At 60.7% G+C, this 14748-nt stretch carries 12 protein-coding genes; 4 read left to right on the top strand and 8 right to left on the bottom strand.

Features of this window, described 5'->3' with window-relative positions; translation table 11 throughout:
* Nucleotide 1: 1 nt before the first annotated feature.
* The 5 genes from ACP7BN_RS08200 to ACP7BN_RS08180 form a co-directional block, all read right to left on the bottom strand.
* Entirely contained in the window at nt 2–1819 is a 1818-nt protein-coding gene (locus ACP7BN_RS08200) for an ABC transporter ATP-binding protein (RefSeq protein ID WP_426203079.1), read from the bottom strand.
* Nucleotides 1812–2414: a DsbA family protein gene (locus ACP7BN_RS08195; RefSeq protein ID WP_426203295.1), complete on the bottom strand. Its 603-nt coding sequence runs from the start codon at nt 2412–2414 to the stop codon at nt 1812–1814. The genes ACP7BN_RS08200 and ACP7BN_RS08195 overlap by 8 nt, the downstream gene beginning before the upstream one ends.
* Nucleotides 2415–2450: 36 nt before the next feature.
* Entirely contained in the window at nt 2451–3392 is a 942-nt protein-coding gene (locus tag ACP7BN_RS08190; RefSeq protein WP_426203076.1) for a rhodanese-related sulfurtransferase, read from the bottom strand.
* Between the two features lie 274 nt (nt 3393–3666).
* Nucleotides 3667–3966, bottom strand: coding sequence for a BolA family protein (locus ACP7BN_RS08185; RefSeq protein WP_426203074.1), 300 nt, complete (start codon nt 3964–3966; stop codon nt 3667–3669).
* Between the two features lie 12 nt (nt 3967–3978).
* Nucleotides 3979–4500: a DUF2059 domain-containing protein gene (locus ACP7BN_RS08180; RefSeq protein ID WP_064676461.1), complete on the bottom strand. Its 522-nt coding sequence runs from the start codon at nt 4498–4500 to the stop codon at nt 3979–3981.
* 193 nt (nt 4501–4693) lie between these two features.
* On the opposite strand from ACP7BN_RS08180, the gene ACP7BN_RS08175 reads away from it, so the two are divergent.
* Entirely contained in the window at nt 4694–6088 is a 1395-nt protein-coding gene (locus ACP7BN_RS08175) for a class II fumarate hydratase (RefSeq protein WP_420646579.1), read from the top strand.
* Between the two features lie 105 nt (nt 6089–6193).
* Here the strand turns inward: ACP7BN_RS08175 and ACP7BN_RS08170 are convergent, their stop codons facing one another.
* Nucleotides 6194–7153: a DMT family transporter gene (locus tag ACP7BN_RS08170; RefSeq protein ID WP_426203071.1), complete on the bottom strand. Its 960-nt coding sequence runs from the start codon at nt 7151–7153 to the stop codon at nt 6194–6196.
* Between the two features lie 208 nt (nt 7154–7361).
* On the opposite strand from ACP7BN_RS08170, the gene ACP7BN_RS08165 reads away from it, so the two are divergent.
* Nucleotides 7362–7556: a DUF6316 family protein gene (locus ACP7BN_RS08165; RefSeq protein WP_426203069.1), complete on the top strand. Its 195-nt coding sequence runs from the start codon at nt 7362–7364 to the stop codon at nt 7554–7556.
* Nucleotides 7557–7693: 137 nt separating this feature from the next.
* Here ACP7BN_RS08165 and ACP7BN_RS08160 read toward each other — a convergent pair whose 3' ends face one another.
* Together ACP7BN_RS08160 and pap are read right to left on the bottom strand one after the other, a co-directional pair.
* Complete coding sequence (locus tag ACP7BN_RS08160; protein ID WP_426203066.1) at nt 7694–8878, bottom strand: thiolase family protein; 1185 nt, start codon at nt 8876–8878, stop codon at nt 7694–7696.
* A gap of 103 nt (nt 8879–8981) precedes the next feature.
* A complete protein-coding gene (pap, locus tag ACP7BN_RS08155; protein ID WP_426203064.1) occupies nt 8982–10496 on the bottom strand; it encodes a polyphosphate:AMP phosphotransferase in 1515 nt (504 codons plus the stop codon).
* Nucleotides 10497–10836: 340 nt separating this feature from the next.
* Here pap and mnmC point away from each other — a divergent pair, with 340 nt between their 5' ends.
* Together mnmC and ACP7BN_RS08145 are read left to right on the top strand one after the other, a co-directional pair.
* Nucleotides 10837–12816 (top strand): bifunctional tRNA (5-methylaminomethyl-2-thiouridine)(34)-methyltransferase MnmD/FAD-dependent 5-carboxymethylaminomethyl-2-thiouridine(34) oxidoreductase MnmC, encoded by a 1980-nt coding sequence (gene mnmC / locus ACP7BN_RS08150; RefSeq protein ID WP_426203062.1) that lies wholly within the window; start codon nt 10837–10839, stop codon nt 12814–12816.
* 158 nt (nt 12817–12974) lie between these two features.
* Entirely contained in the window at nt 12975–14747 is a 1773-nt protein-coding gene (locus tag ACP7BN_RS08145; RefSeq protein ID WP_426203059.1) for an N-acetylglutaminylglutamine amidotransferase, read from the top strand.
* The last annotated feature ends 1 nt before the right edge of the window (nt 14748 follow it).

Genomic DNA, 14748 nt, shown 5'->3' with positions numbered 1-14748 from the left:
TTTACAACCGCTGCAAATGCCCATAAAGCTTGGCGTACAACCCGCCATCGGCAATCAGTTGCTGATGGTCGCCATCCTCGGCCACTTGCCCGCCATCAAACACCAGTACCCGATCAGCCTGCTTCACCGCTGACAGGCGATGGGCAATGATCAGCGTGGTGCGGCCATGGAGAAAGCGCGCCATGGCCTGATGCAGGTTGTATTCGGTGGCGGCGTCGAGGGCCGAGGTGGCTTCGTCGAGGATCACCACTTTCGGCTCGGCGAGGATCATCCGCGCAATCGCCAGGCGTTGGCGCTGGCCGCCGGAAAGGCGCACGCCGGAGCGGCCGACGATGCTGTCGAGCCCTTCCGGCAGCGCGCGAATGGTCGCTTCGAGCTGGGCGATTTCCAGTGCCTGCCAGCAGGCTTCGTCACTGCAGGTGCGGCCCATGGTCAGGTTCGCGCGTACTGTGTCGTTGAACAGCGCCGGATGTTGCAGCACCACGGCGACGTTTTCGCGCACGGTGTCGAGGCCGATTTCCTGCTGGGTCGAACCACCGAATCGAATAGTCCCGGACAACGGCGTGTACAGCCCGAGCAGCAACTGCACCAAAGTACTTTTGCCGCCGCCACTGGCCCCGACAATCGCGACTTTCTCGCCCGGTGCAATCGACAGATTGAGTTGATCGAGCACCAGATCATCGCCATATCCGAAGCTCAGTCCTTGCACCTGAATGCCCACGGTTTCGCGGCCCTTGAACGGATCGACGCCGCCCGGATATTGCGGCTCGTCAGCCCGCGCCAGCAGTTCGTTGATCCGCGTCAGCGCCCCGCCGGCCGCGTAGTAGGCGTATTGCAGATTGAGCAGTTGTTCGACCGGGCCGATCATGAACCACAGGTAGCTGAACACTGCGAGCATCTGCCCGATCGACAGGTCGGAAAACAGCACGGTCAGCATGGCCGCCGCGCGGAAGATATCGATGCCGAACTGAAACAACAGACCACTGGCGCGGTTCGACGCATCGGTTTTCCACTGCGAGTTGACCGCGTAGTTGCGCACTTCCTGCGCGCGCAAACCAAGCCGTCCGAGGAAGAAACCCTGACGGTTGCCGGCGCGCACTTCCTGAATCGCATCGAGGGTTTCGCTCAGCGCCTGGGTGAAGCGCGCAGTGCTGTCGTTCTCGAGTTTCTTCAGGTGTTTGACGCGTTTGCCCAACTGCACCGTGGCGTAGATCACCAACGGATTGAACAGCAGAATCAGCAGCGCGAGTTTCCAGTGCATCCACATCAGGATGCTCGCGGTGCCGACCAGCGTCAGCATCGCCACCAGAAACCGGCTGAGGGTTTCGCCGACAAACTTGTCCAGCGTGTCGAGATCGGTGACCAGATGCGTGGTCACCGTGCCGCTGCCGAGGCTTTCGTACTCGGCGAGAGAGATGCGCTTGAGGCGATCGATCAAACGCACGCGAATGCGGTAGACGATGTCCTTGGCCAGCCGCGCAAACAGCCGCGACTGCAGGACGCCAAAGCATAGCGAGCCGCAGCGCAGGGTCAGTGTGACCAGCAGCATCAGGCCGATATAGCCCGCCGCTTGCTGCCACATCGACGGCAGCAGATGGTTCATGACTTTCAGTGCGGAATCGCCGTGGCCGAGCAGGACTTCGTCCACCAGCAACGGCAGCAGCAACGGAATCGGCACGCTGCACAGCGTCGCCAGTACGGCCACGCCGTTGGCGATCCACAGGGATTTTTTGTGATGCAGTGCCAGTCGCCGGACTTCTGCCCAGCTCAGCCGGTCGACACGCTTTACGGCTGGCGTGTCATCGGCCGGGTCAGACACAGGCGGCGCGCTCCAGCCATCGGCCGAGCAGCGGCGACAGTTCGCTGAGCGGCTGGTAACCGTTGGTCAGCAACGCCAGTTGGCCGTTGCGTTCGGCGAGCAGGGTCGGAAATCCGGCGATGCCCAGATCCTGCACCCAGGTGAAATCGGCTTCGGTGGCGAGGTGCTGATCGGCCCGGTCGAAAGCAGCGGCAAATTCGATGCGCGGTACGCCGGCCTGTTCCGCCAACTCGACAAGCACGCTGGCGCGGGTGACGTCGCGGCCTTCAACGTAAAACGCTTGTTGAATCAGACCGAGCAGAATCCATGCGCAATCCGGTGCCAGACTGCGCGCGGTGACGATGGCGCGACAGGCAGGCTCGGTGTCGTAGACAAAACCATCGGGCAGCGCACCGTCGAAATTGAACGGCTGACCGGTGGTGTCGGTGACTGCTTGCCAGTGCTCGAGGATATAGCGCCGGGTGGTCGGCTCCAGCGCCGAACCACTGCCGGTGCGCAAGCCGCCGACCACCAGGTGCAGCTCGACCCCGGCTGCCTGCGCCTGCTCGACCAGTGCCTTGGCCACCGGAGCGAACCCCCAGCACCAGGAACACATCGGGTCCATCACGTAGAGCAGGCGCGCAGACATGGTTCAGGCCTCGGTGGATGCTTGCTTATAGTTGTAGCCGATCGGGTGCGGCATGTTGCGTGCCTTGGCCAGTTCGATTTGCTTCTGGCGGTCGATCGCACTGCGGCGGGTCTTCTCGCTCAGCGTGTCCCAGCAATGTGGGCAACTAATGCCGGCCACGTAGTGCTCGGAAGCGCGATCTTCAACACTGACCGGGGTGCGGCAGGCATGACATTGATCGTAGTCGCCTTCGCTGAGGTCGTGGCGCACGGTCACGCGGTTATCGAATACGAAGCAGTCGCCCTGCCACTTGGTTTCTTCCTGCGGCACTTCTTCGAGGTACTTCAGAATCCCGCCCTTGAGGTGGTAAACCTCCTCGTAGCCCTCGCCGAGCATGTAGCTCGAGGCCTTCTCGCAGCGGATGCCACCGGTGCAGAACATCGCGACCTTCTTGTGCACGGCCGGGTTGAAGTGCGCTTTGATGTAATCAGGGAATTCGCGAAAACTGGTGGTTTTCGGATCGATGGCGCCTTCGAAGGTGCCGATCGACACTTCGTAGTCGTTGCGCGTGTCGATCAACAGCACTTCCGGGTCGCTGATCAGCGCGTTCCAGTCTTGCGGGTCAACGTAGGTGCCGACCTTTTTGTTCGGGTCGACGCCTTCGACACCGAGGGTCACGATCTCTTTCTTGAGCTTGACCTTGGTGCGGTAGAACGGCTGGTCGTCGCAGTACGATTCCTTGTGATCGATGTCGACCATACGCGGATCGCTGCGCAGCCAGGCGAGCAGGCCATCGATGCCTTCGCGGCTACCGGAAACCGTGCCGTTGATGCCTTCTTCGGCGATCAGCAGCGTGCCTTTGATGCCGTTGTCGACCATTGCTTGCAACAGTGGCTCGCGCAGGTTGACGTAATCTTCGAGGGTGACGAACTTATACAGTGCCGCCACGACAATCGGTTGTGTCATGGTAATTCTCCAGGTGGCTACCCTCGTAAAGGGTGAACCGGATGCGAAAAAAAACGCGCCGGGTGAGCGGCGCGTTGCGGATTCTAGCAAAAACACGAAGATTTTAGGATGCACAGTTCTCTATGTGGCGAGGGAGCTTGCTCCCGCTCGGCTGCGAAGCAGTCGTAAAATCAGCAATCGCGCTGCTTCAGTCACAACATCGTTGCAGGTTTTGGGAGTGCTGCGCACTCCAGCGGGAGCAAGCTCCCTCGCCACAGAAGCCCTCCATACGTCTTTAGTGCTTGCTGCCGCCGGCACACGTCGGCGACGCCGGAGCGGCGCCAACGTCTACCCATTCCTGCGGGGTGTAGGTGTGCAGCGCCAACGCATGAAACTCGCCCATCAGCTCGCCAAGCGTGCCGTAGACTTTCTGGTGGCGCTTGACCCGGCTCAGGCCCTCGAACTGCACGCTGACTACCACAGCCTTGTAGTGGGTCTGTAACCCGCGACTGTGCATGTGGCTTTCATCCAGCACTTGCAGATGCTCGGGCTGTAGCAGGCCCAGCGTCGATTCGATGCGTTGTTGCATGCTCATCACGAACTCCGCTTATGGCTTTTTCTTGGCCGGAGCGGCGCCTTTAGGCTCCAGCTCGGCGGTCATGTCAGCCAGCAGTTTGTTGACCACAGGCACCGCGCTTTCCAGCTTGGCCTGAGTCATCTGGGCCGATTGCTGAGTCAGCTGCGGCATTTTTTCCAGGACTTTCTTGCCCAGTGGCGACTTGTAGAACGCGACCAGGTCTTTCAGCTCGGATTCGCTGAAGTTGGTGGTGTAGAGCTTGACCATGTCCGGCTTGAGCTTGTTCCAGCCAATGGCCTGGTCCAGCGCGGCGTTGGCCTTGGCCTGGTAGGTTTCCAGAAGGGCTTTCTTGGATTCCGGGGCTTTGGTCTGCTCGAAGCGCTGAGCGAACATTTGCTGAACTTGCATGTACACCGGAGTGCCCAGTTTGTCAGCGTGTGCCAGGGTCAGGAAAGCTTCGGCACTGGCGTTATGGCTGGCGGTATCGGCAAAAACCGGGCCGCTGGCGCAAACCAGAGCTACCGCGGTACAGATGGCACGAAGACGAGTCATCGAGTTTCCTTTTCTAGCAGGCGAGGTAATACCCCAAGGGCGACCATTCTGCGCCTGAATAACGCTGCGGCTCAACCCCCCGAGCCTTGCCGCGCTTGATTGCCCGGCGTTGGCGGTCAACAATCGGATCGATGGAACCACTTGGGTCGAGTCCGGCCTAAACAGCGCAAACAGACCAACAGGAGTGTGCACGATGAGCCGTATCGAAACCGACAGCCTGGGCCAGATCGATGTCCCGGACGACGCCTACTGGGGCGCTCAGACGCAACGCTCGCTGATCAATTTCGCCATCGGCCAGGAAAAAATGCCGCTGCCGGTGCTGCACGCGCTGGCCCTGATCAAGAAAGCCGCAGCCCGGGTCAACGACCGCAACGGTGACCTGCCGGCGGATATCGCCCGGCTGATCGAACAGGCTGCCGACGAAATCCTCGACGGCCAGCACGACGAGCACTTTCCGCTGGTGGTGTGGCAGACCGGCAGCGGCACGCAAAGCAATATGAACGTCAACGAGGTGATTGCCGGACGCGCCAACGAACTGGCCGGCAAACCGCGCGGCGGCAAGTCGCCGGTACACCCGAACGATCACGTCAACCGCTCGCAAAGTTCCAATGACTGCTTCCCGACGGCCATGAGCATCGCCACCGTGCAAGCGGTGCAGGCGCAACTGCTGCCGGCCATCGCCGAGCTGTCCGGCGGTCTGGCTGAACTGGCGGCGCGCCATATGAAACTGGTGAAAACCGGGCGCACGCACATGATGGACGCGACGCCGATCACCTTCGGCCAGGAAATTTCGGCGTACATCGCCCAACTGGATTACGCCGAACGCGCGATTCGTGCGGCATTGCCGGCAGTGTGTGAGCTGGCGCAGGGCGGCACCGCGGTCGGCACCGGGCTGAATTCGCCGCATGGTTTTGGTGAAGCGATTGCCGCAGAACTGGCGGCGTTGTCCGGTTTGCCGTTCGTCACGGCGCCGAACAAGTTTGCCGCGCTGGCCGGTCACGAGCCGCTGACCACCCTCTCCGGCGCGCTGAAAACCCTCGCCGTGGCGCTGATGAAAATCGCCAACGACCTGCGTCTGCTCGGCTCAGGTCCCCGCGCGGGTTTTGCCGAAGTGCGGCTGCCGGCCAACGAACCGGGCAGCTCGATCATGCCCGGCAAGGTCAACCCGACGCAGTGTGAAGCGCTGTCGATGCTCGCCTGTCAGGTCATGGGCAATGACGTCGCGATCGGTTTCGCGGCGAGTCAGGGTCACCTGCAATTGAACGTGTTCAAACCGGTGATCATCCATAACCTGCTGCAATCGATTCGCCTGCTGGCCGATGGCTGCAGCAACTTCCAGCAGCACTGCATAGCCGGGCTGGAACCGGATGCCGAAGTCATGGCCAAGCATCTGGAACGTGGCTTGATGCTGGTGACGGCACTCAATCCGCATATCGGTTATGACAAATCGGCGGAGATTGCCAAAAAGGCTTACAGCGAGGGGCTGACCTTGCGTGAGGCGGCGCTGCAACTGGGTTATCTGACCGATGCCGAGTTTGACGCGTGGGTGCGGCCGGAGAACATGATCGAGGCTGGTGCCAAGGGCTGAAATTTGTAGTGATTTATAGTCCGCCATCGCGGGCAAGCCACGCTCCCACAGGAAATTGCATAACCCTGTGGGAGCGTGGCTTGCCCGCGATGAACGATGACGCGGTTAACCGGCAGCCATCCGTAACCGCCGCGCGCGTAATCCGGCAATCAACGAAGGCCCCAACGCCACCAGCGCCGATCCAACCACCACCAACACCGCCCCGCCGTACCCCAGCGCATTGATATGCTCGGCATGCACATATTCCGGCCATACCCGCGCCGCAATCGCCACCGCACCGAACGTCACCAATGGTGTGATCGCCAGCGTTGCGCTGACTCTTGATGCCTCCCAATGCGCCAGCGCTTCGGCAAACGCGCCGTATGCGATCAAGGTATTCATGCAGCACGCCAGCAGCAGCCAGCCTTGCAATGGGCTCAGTTCCAAGGCCTCGAGCGGATGCACCCACGGCGTCAGCAACAGCGCGCAAAACAGGTAGATCACCATCATCACCTGCAGCGAATTCCACACCGTCAGCAACTGCTTCTGGCCCAGCGCATAAAACGTCCACACCGTCGAAGCCAGCAGCACCAACAACACGCCAGCGGTGTAATCGGACAACGAGGTCAGCAGCTCAGCCAGGCGCTGATTGAAGAACAGCGCAAAGCCAAGCAACAGCACCAGCAGGCCGATGCCCTGGCCGATGCTGAAGCGCTCCTTGAACACGAACAGGCTGGCGATCAGCAGCATGATCGGCCCCATCTGCACCACCAGTTGCGCGGTGCCGGGGCTGAGCAAGTTGAGGCCCATCAGGTACAACACGTAATTGCCGACCAGCCCGAGCACCGCCATCAGCACCAGCCAGCCGCCCTTGGGCCCGAGCACCTTGCGACTCGGCAAACGTCGGGTAGCCGCCAGATAAATGAACAGACAGCCGCCTGACACCAACAAACGAAACCAGGTCACCGTGACCGGGTCCATCACCAGCAAAACCTGTTTGAGTTTGATCGGCAGAATTCCCCACAGCACCGCGGTCAGCAAGGCGAGGAACATTCCGTAGACCCAGCGACCCGATGAAACGTGCATGAGAACCCCAGGGAGAAAACCACAAGAGCGGTCATTCTAGGCGCGATGGTGGAGGCGACACAGGGACAGTTACGTTCAGGCCGCAAATGAAACTGTGCAGGTCGCGGCGCAAATTTGACGGATCGCCGTTGATCGGCTGACCGGGCGTGGTAAGTGGTTCAGGCATAAGCTCGATGGATTCATTGCAACCAGACCAAGGAGACCCATCATGTTCGGCATGCGCGCCCAGGATCCTGCCCCAGCCACGCGTTTTCGCAGCGATCGCCTGTGCCGGGTGAATGGTGAACTGTTTTTCAGTACGCGGGAGAATACGCTTGAGGGGCCGTTTGACAGTCCCGAAAAAGCCGAGCAAGAGATCCGCGCCTATGTCGCGCGGATGCAACTGCTGGATTCCAACAGGTAAGTTGTGGTGATCCAATTGCTGGCAAGCCAGCTCCCACAGTGTTCGCTGGTGTACACAATATCGGTGTCTACCCCGAAAACCTGTGGGAGCTGGCTTGCCAGCGATGACTATCCAACTGACAAAAAATATCTCAGAGCTTAACGAACCGCCTCAAACAACCCCGTCGCCCCCATCCCGCCCCCCACGCACATGGTCACAATCCCATAACGCAAATTGCGCCGCTGCAACTCGCGCACCAGGTGCCCGACCTGCCGCGATCCGGTCATGCCGAACGGATGTCCAATCGAAATCGAGCCGCCATTGACGTTGTACTTCTCGTTGTCGATCTCCAGCCGATCACGGCTGTACAGGCACTGCGAAGCGAACGCCTCGTTCAGTTCCCACAAGTCGATATCCGCCACTTGCAAACCTTTGGCCTTGAGCAGTTTCGGCACCGAGAACACCGGACCGATGCCCATTTCATCCGGCGCGCAACCGGCCACGGTGAAACCACGGAAAAACGCTTTCGGCTTGAGTCCCAATTGCAGGGCTTTTTCCAGGCTCATCACCAACGTCATCGACGCACCGTCGGACAGTTGCGATGAATTACCAGCGGTCACCGAACCGTCCTCGGCGAATACCGGTTTCAGTCCGGCAAGGCTTTCGTAAGTAGTGTCCGGGCGGTTGCAGTCGTCGCGATCAACGATGCCGTCAAGGATCTGCACGGCGCCAGTGTTCTTGTCCTCAACCCGGTATTTCACCGCCATCGGCACGATTTCATCGTTGAACAGACCGGCAGCCTGCGCTCGCGCGGTGCGGATCTGGCTTTGCAGCGCATAACGATCCTGCGCCTCACGGCTGACGTCATAGCGACGTGCGACGATTTCAGCCGTCTGGCCCATGGTGTAATAGATGCCCGGCGCCTGCTGCTTGAGCAGCGGGTTGATCAGGTGATCGGTGTTGACGCTTTTCATGGTCAGGCTGATCGACTCGACGCCACCCGCGACGATTATCTCGCTGCAGCCCGAGGCAATCTGGTTGGCGGCAATCGCAATCGCCTGCAGGCCCGACGAACAGAAACGGTTGAGGGTCATGCCCGCCGTGCCAGTGCCCAATTGCGAGAGCACCGCCACATTACGGCCGATGTTGTAGCCCTGCGCGCCCTCGTTGGAACCGGCGCCGACGATGCAATCTTCGACGCTTGCCGGGTCGATGTCATTGCGCGAGAGCAGCGCGTTGACGCAATGCGCAGCCATGTCATCGGGACGGGTCTGGTTGAACTTGCCGCGAAAGGATTTGGCCAGGCCGGTCCGTACGCTGTCGACGATCACCACTTCACGCATGGCATACCTCATTGTTGTTGTCGGTTGAGAGTGGACCGAGCATAAGTCCACCCGATTCCCGACCGCGACAATCATTCACCTCGCGTATGCGTGTTCATCGTTTTCAGTCTTTGTGTTTTTTGGCCTTCTTGTCGGATTTCTCGAATGCCTCTTCCAGCGCCTGGTTGATGGTGCGCAACACCTTGACCCGCGCCCAGCGCTTGTCATTGGCCTCGACCAGCGTCCACGGCGAAATTTCGGTGCTGGTGCGGTCGACCATGTCGCCGACTGCCGAGCGATACGCGTCCCACTTGTCGCGGTTGCGCCAGTCGTCTTCGGTGATCTTGAAGCGCTTGAAGGGGATTTCTTCACGCTCCTGGAAGCGCTCCATTTGCGTGTCCTTGTCGATCGCCAGCCAGAACTTGACCACGATCACCCCGGCATCGGCGATCTGCTCTTCGAAGTCGTTGATCTCGCCGTAAGCACGCATCCAGTCGGCGGTGCTGCAAAAGCCCTCGACCCGTTCCACCAGCACCCGTCCGTACCACGAGCGGTCGAACACGGTGAACTTGCCGCGTGCCGGAATGTGTCGCCAGAAACGCCACAGATACGGCTGCGCCCGCTCTTCTTCGGTCGGCGCGGCAATCGGCACGATGTTGTACTGACGCGGATCGAGCGCCGCCGCCACCCGGCGAATCGCCCCGCCCTTGCCCGCCGCATCATTGCCCTCGAACACCGCAATCAAAGCGTGGCGACGCATGCGTTTGTCGCGCATCAGACCCGACAGCCGCGCCTGCTCGGTGATCAGTTGTTCTTCGTAGTCTTTCTTGTCCAGATGCTGGGTCAGTTTGAGACTGTCGAGCAGGTTCAACTGATCGACAGCGATACCCAGCGGTTGGGCGCTGACATCTTTTGGACGGACATCCGGACGCTTCAGCGCCGCTTGCAGGCCCTCAAGCAAGATCTTGCCCACCGCCAGACTGCGGTAATGCGCGTCCATGCCTTCAATCACATGCCACGGCGCGTAATCACGACTGGTGCGGCGCAGCACGCGCTCGCCGAATTTGACGAACTTGTCGTAAGTTGCCGATTGCTGCCAGTCCAGCGGGCTGATGCGCCAGCTGTGCAGCGGGTCGTCGGCGAGTGCCTTGAGGCGTGCCTTCATCTGTTTCTTGGACAGGTGGAACCAGAATTTGAAGATCAGCGCGCCTTCGTCGCAGAGCATCTTTTCCAGGCGCTCGGCACCCGCGATGGCCTGATCGAGTCGCGGGTCCTTGAACATCCCGTGCACTCGCGCCTGCAGCATCTGGCTGTACCAGTTGCCGAAGAAAATCCCCATGCGCCCCTTGGCCGGGAGCATCCGCCAGTAGCGCCAGGCCGGTGGTCGCGCCAGTTCTTCGTCGGTCTGCTGATCGAAAGTGCGCACTTCGATCAGGCGCGGGTCCATCCACTCGTTGAGCAGTTTGACCGTCTCGCCCTTGCCGGCGCCTTCGATGCCGTTGATCAAAATGATCACCGGAAAACGCTTTTGCTGCTGCAACTCGAACTGCGCTTCGAGCAGCGCTTCACGCAGCGCAGGGACTGCGGCCTCGTAAGTTTCTTTGTCGATGGCGTGACCGATTTCAGCGGATTCGAACATGGGCGACTCCTTTTCAGAATGCAGCAAGACTAGCGGATTGGGCACGAGCGTGGCGCAGAAATTCCTGCCTTAAAGCAAGTTGCATGAATGCACATCCTGTGGCGAGGGAGCTTGCTCCCGCTCGACTGCGCAGCAGTCGCAAATCAGGCAGTTGCGTTGTGTCAGGTTTAATCGAATCGCCTGATTTCAGGGCTGCTTCGCAACCCGGCGGGAGCAAGAGTTCGCCGACTCATCTCCAACCATCGAGTGTGCTTCAACCTGCCAATGCCCGGCTTGCCATGGATCAAGCGCCGCCCGCCTGATCGGCTAGAATGGCGCCCTTGTCGTTGCCGAGCCTGCCATGAAACCTGTATTGCCCCACGCCCAACTCGACTGGGATGACCAGGGACTCCCGCGTTCGCGGGTGTTCGATGATGTGTATTTTTCCGACCTGTCGGGGCTGGATGAAACCCGTTATGTGTTCCTCGAACAGAACCGCCTGGCCGAGCGTTTTGCCGAGCTGGCGGTGAATGGGCGGCTGGTGATTGGGGAGACCGGGTTCGGTACCGGGCTGAATTTTCTCTGTGCCTGGCAGTTGTTCGAACAACACGCGGTGGCGGGTGCGCGACTGCATTTTGTCAGCGTGGAAAAGTACCCACTGAGTCCTGCGGATCTGCAACGCGCATTGGCACTGTGGCCAGAACTCAAGCCGATGGCCGATCAGTTGCTGACGCAGTATGTGGCGATCCATCAAGGCTTTCAGCGGCTGGTACTGGCGGGCGGGCGCGTGACTTTAACGCTACTGATCGGCGATGCGCTGGAGCAACTGCCGCAACTCGACGCGCAGGTCGACGCATGGTTTCTCGACGGTTTCGCCCCGGCGAAAAACCCCGACATGTGGACTGCCGAGCTATTCGCCGAACTGGCGCGACTGGCAGCGCCTGGCTCGACCATCAGCACCTTCACCAGCACCGGCTGGGTGCGGCGCCTGCTTAATGCCGCCGGTTTCAAAATGAAACGCACGCCGGGCATCGGTCATAAATGGGAAATCCTGCGTGGCGCGTTTCTTGGCTGGCCAGAAGATGCAGCGCCACCGCTCGCGGCCAAACCATGGTTCGCCCGCCCTGCGCCTCTAAGCGGTGAACGCCGCGCGCTGGTGATCGGCGCTGGTCTGGCGGGTTGCGCCAGCGCTGCCAGTCTCGCCGCACGCGGTTGGCAGGTCAGCCTGCTGGAGCGTCACGACGCGGTGGCGCAGGAGGCCTCGGGCAATCCGCAAGGCGTGCTCTATCTGAAACTGTCCGCGCATGGCACGGCGCTTTCGCAAATGATTGTCAGCGGTTTCGGGTACACCCGACGTTTGCTCGAAAGCCTGCAACGCGGCACCGACTGGGACGATTGCGGGGTGCTGCAACTGGCGTTCAATGCCAAGGAAGCCGAACGTCATGCGCAAATCGCCGCGGCGTTCCCCGCGGATCTGGTGCACTGGCTCGACCAGCCGCAGGCGCAAGCCCGCGCCGGTGTCGCGCTGGCCCACGGTGGTCTGTTCTACCCGGAAGGTGGCTGGGTGCATCCGCCGGCGTTGTGTCAGGCACAAGCCGCGCGACCGGGGATTGAATTGCTCAGCCATCAAGAAGCCGTGGAACTGCGCAAAGTCGGCGATCAGTGGCAGGCGTTCGATGGCGAACGGTTGATAGCCGAAGCACCCGTGGTGATTTTGGCCGGCGCCGCCGAGATCAAGCGCTTTGCGCAAAGCGCCGACTTGCCACTCAAGCGCATTCGCGGACAAATCACCCGGCTGGCGCAGACCGGGGAGAGCCAGGCGCTGACCACCGTGGTGTGCGCCGAAGGCTACGTCGCCCCGGCGCGATTGGGCGAGCACACTCTCGGCGCCAGCTTCGATTTCCACAGCGAAAATTTGACCCCGAGCACTGCCGAACACCTGGGCAATCTGGCAATGCTTGAAGAAATATCCTCGGATCTGGTCAGCCGTCTGCACATCAGCGAACTCGACGCCGAAAGCCTGCAGGGTCGTGCCGCATTTCGTTGCACCAGTCCGGATTATCTGCCGATCGTCGGCCCGCTCGCCGATCGTGAAGCCTTCGCCGAGGCTTATGCAGCACTCGGCAAAGATGCCCGCCAAGTGCCAGACATTGCCTGCCCATGGCTCGACGGTTTGTACGTCAACAGCGGCCACGGTTCGCGCGGTTTGATCACCGCGCCGCTGTCCGGCGAATTGCTCGCAGCGTGGCTGGACAACGAGCCGCTGCCACTGCCGCGCGCCGTCGCCGAGGCCTGTCATCCCAACCGTTTCGCCTTGCGCCAGCTTATTCGAGGCAAATAAATCCAGCGCGGCGGATGGCCCTTCCGCCCGTCAGCCACTGCGGCTTATAACTTATCGTTCTAAAACTCCCACATCCGCACCGGGTCAGTTTCTGAGTGCGCGCCCTTCGGGCGCAGAAACGATTGACCCTCCCCAACGGAAAAACCGGTAAGGAATTTATGTGCGGATTAGCTGGCGAGTTACGTTTTGATCATCAACCTGCAGACCTTGCAGCAGTAGAACGAATCACCCATCACCTGGCGCCTCGCGGGCCTGACGCGTGGGGCTTCCATGCTCAAGGGCCGATTGCCCTGGGCCATCGGCGGCTGAAAATCATGGACCTGTCGGACGGCTCGGCGCAGCCGATGATCGACAGTCAATTGGGCTTGTCCCTGGCCTTCAACGGCGCGATCTACAACTTCCCCGAACTGCGCGCCGAACTCGAAGCGCTCGGTTACGCGTTCTATTCCGGTGGCGACACCGAAGTGCTGCTCAAGGGCTACCACGCTTGGGGCGAAGCGCTGCTGCCCAAACTCAATGGCATGTTCGCTTTCGCGATCTGGGAACGTGATGCGCAGCGGCTGTTCATCGCCCGCGACCGTCTCGGCGTGAAGCCTTTGTACCTGTCACGTACCGGTCAGCGCCTGCGTTTTGCCTCGGCTTTGCCGGCGCTGCTCAAGGGCGGTGACATCAACCCGATCCTCGATCCGGTGGCGCTCAACCATTACCTGAATTTTCACGCGGTGGTGCCTGCGCCGCGCACCCTGCTGGCCGGTATCGAGAAACTGCCGCCAGCCACCTGGATGCGCGTTGAAGCGGATGGTCGCACCGAGCAGAAAACCTGGTGGACCCTGCCCTACGGCCCGCATGACGACGAGAAAAACCTGACGCTGGAAGACTGGCGCGACCGTGTGCTCGACAGCACCCGTGAAGCGGTAGCAATCCGTCAACGTGCGGCAGTGGATGTCGGCGTGCTGCTCTCGGGCGGTGTCGATTCGAGCATGCTCGTTGGCCTGCTCCGCGAAGTTGGCGTAGAGAATCTGTCGACCTTCTCCATCGGTTTTCAGGATGCCGGCGGCGAGCGCGGTGACGAGTTTCAATACTCGGATCTGATCGCCAAGCATTACGGCACTCAGCATCATCAATTGCGCATCGACGAAAAAGAGATCATCGAGCAACTGCCCGCCGCGTTCCGCGCGATGAGCGAGCCGATGGTCAGCCACGACTGCATCGCCTTCTATCTGCTGTCGCGCGAAGTGGCCAAGCACTGCAAAGTTGTGCAGAGCGGACAAGGCGCCGACGAGTTGTTCGCCGGTTATCACTGGTACCCGCAAGTTGACGGCGCGGCCGATCCGTATGCGGCTTATCGCGAAGCATTTTTTGACCGCAGCTACGACGATTACGCCGCCACCGTGCAACCGAAATGGCTCACGGCAAGTGACGCTGCCGGTGACTTCGTGAAGGAACATTTCGCCCAACCCGGCGCCAGCGCAGCGGTCGACAAAGCGCTGCGTCTGGACAGCACGGTGATGCTGGTCGATGACCCGGTAAAACGCGTCGACAACATGACCATGGCCTGGGGTCTGGAAGCGCGCACACCGTTTCTCGACTATCGCCTGGTCGAGCTTTCGGCACGCATTCCCGGCCAGTTCAAACTGCCCGATGGCGGCAAGCAAGTGTTGAAAGAAGCCGCGCGACTGGTGATTCCAAGCGAAGTGATCGACCGCAAGAAAGGTTATTTCCCGGTGCCGGGTCTCAAGCATTTGCAGGGCGACACGTTGAATTGGGTACGCGACCTGCTGCTCGATCCGAGTCAGGATCGCGGCCTGTTCAACCCGACCATGCTCAACAAACTGCTGACCGATCCACAAGGTCAACTGACCCCGTTGCGCGGCTCCAAGTTGTGGCAATTGGCGGCCCTGAACCTGTGGCTCAGCGAACAAGGAATCTGAT

The sequence above is a fragment of the Pseudomonas sp. TWP3-1 genome, assembly GCF_049896625.1.
In the GTDB taxonomy this organism is placed as follows: Bacteria; Pseudomonadota; Gammaproteobacteria; order Pseudomonadales; family Pseudomonadaceae; genus Aquipseudomonas.
Note: the sequence above shows the minus strand (reverse complement) of the source record. Positions and strands in the feature narration are given on the sequence as shown.

Excerpts from the sequence above, each read along its gene's own strand:
- ACP7BN_RS08195 (WP_426203295.1), bottom strand. The coding sequence starts at position 2,414 with ATGTGTTCCTGGTGCTGGGGGTTCGCTCCGGTGGCCAAGGCACTGGTC.
- ACP7BN_RS08190 (WP_426203076.1), bottom strand. The coding sequence starts at position 3,392 with ATGACACAACCGATTGTCGTGGCGGCACTGTATAAGTTCGTCACCCTC.
- ACP7BN_RS08185 (WP_426203074.1), bottom strand. The coding sequence starts at position 3,966 with ATGAGCATGCAACAACGCATCGAATCGACGCTGGGCCTGCTACAGCCC.
- ACP7BN_RS08180 (WP_064676461.1), bottom strand. The coding sequence starts at position 4,500 with ATGACTCGTCTTCGTGCCATCTGTACCGCGGTAGCTCTGGTTTGCGCC.
- ACP7BN_RS08175 (WP_420646579.1), top strand. The coding sequence starts at position 4,694 with ATGAGCCGTATCGAAACCGACAGCCTGGGCCAGATCGATGTCCCGGAC.
- ACP7BN_RS08170 (WP_426203071.1), bottom strand. The coding sequence starts at position 7,153 with ATGCACGTTTCATCGGGTCGCTGGGTCTACGGAATGTTCCTCGCCTTG.
- ACP7BN_RS08165 (WP_426203069.1), top strand. The coding sequence starts at position 7,362 with ATGTTCGGCATGCGCGCCCAGGATCCTGCCCCAGCCACGCGTTTTCGC.
- ACP7BN_RS08160 (WP_426203066.1), bottom strand. The coding sequence starts at position 8,878 with ATGCGTGAAGTGGTGATCGTCGACAGCGTACGGACCGGCCTGGCCAAA.
- pap (WP_426203064.1), bottom strand. The coding sequence starts at position 10,496 with ATGTTCGAATCCGCTGAAATCGGTCACGCCATCGACAAAGAAACTTAC.
- mnmC (WP_426203062.1), top strand. The coding sequence starts at position 10,837 with ATGAAACCTGTATTGCCCCACGCCCAACTCGACTGGGATGACCAGGGA.
- ACP7BN_RS08145 (WP_426203059.1), top strand. The coding sequence starts at position 12,975 with ATGTGCGGATTAGCTGGCGAGTTACGTTTTGATCATCAACCTGCAGAC.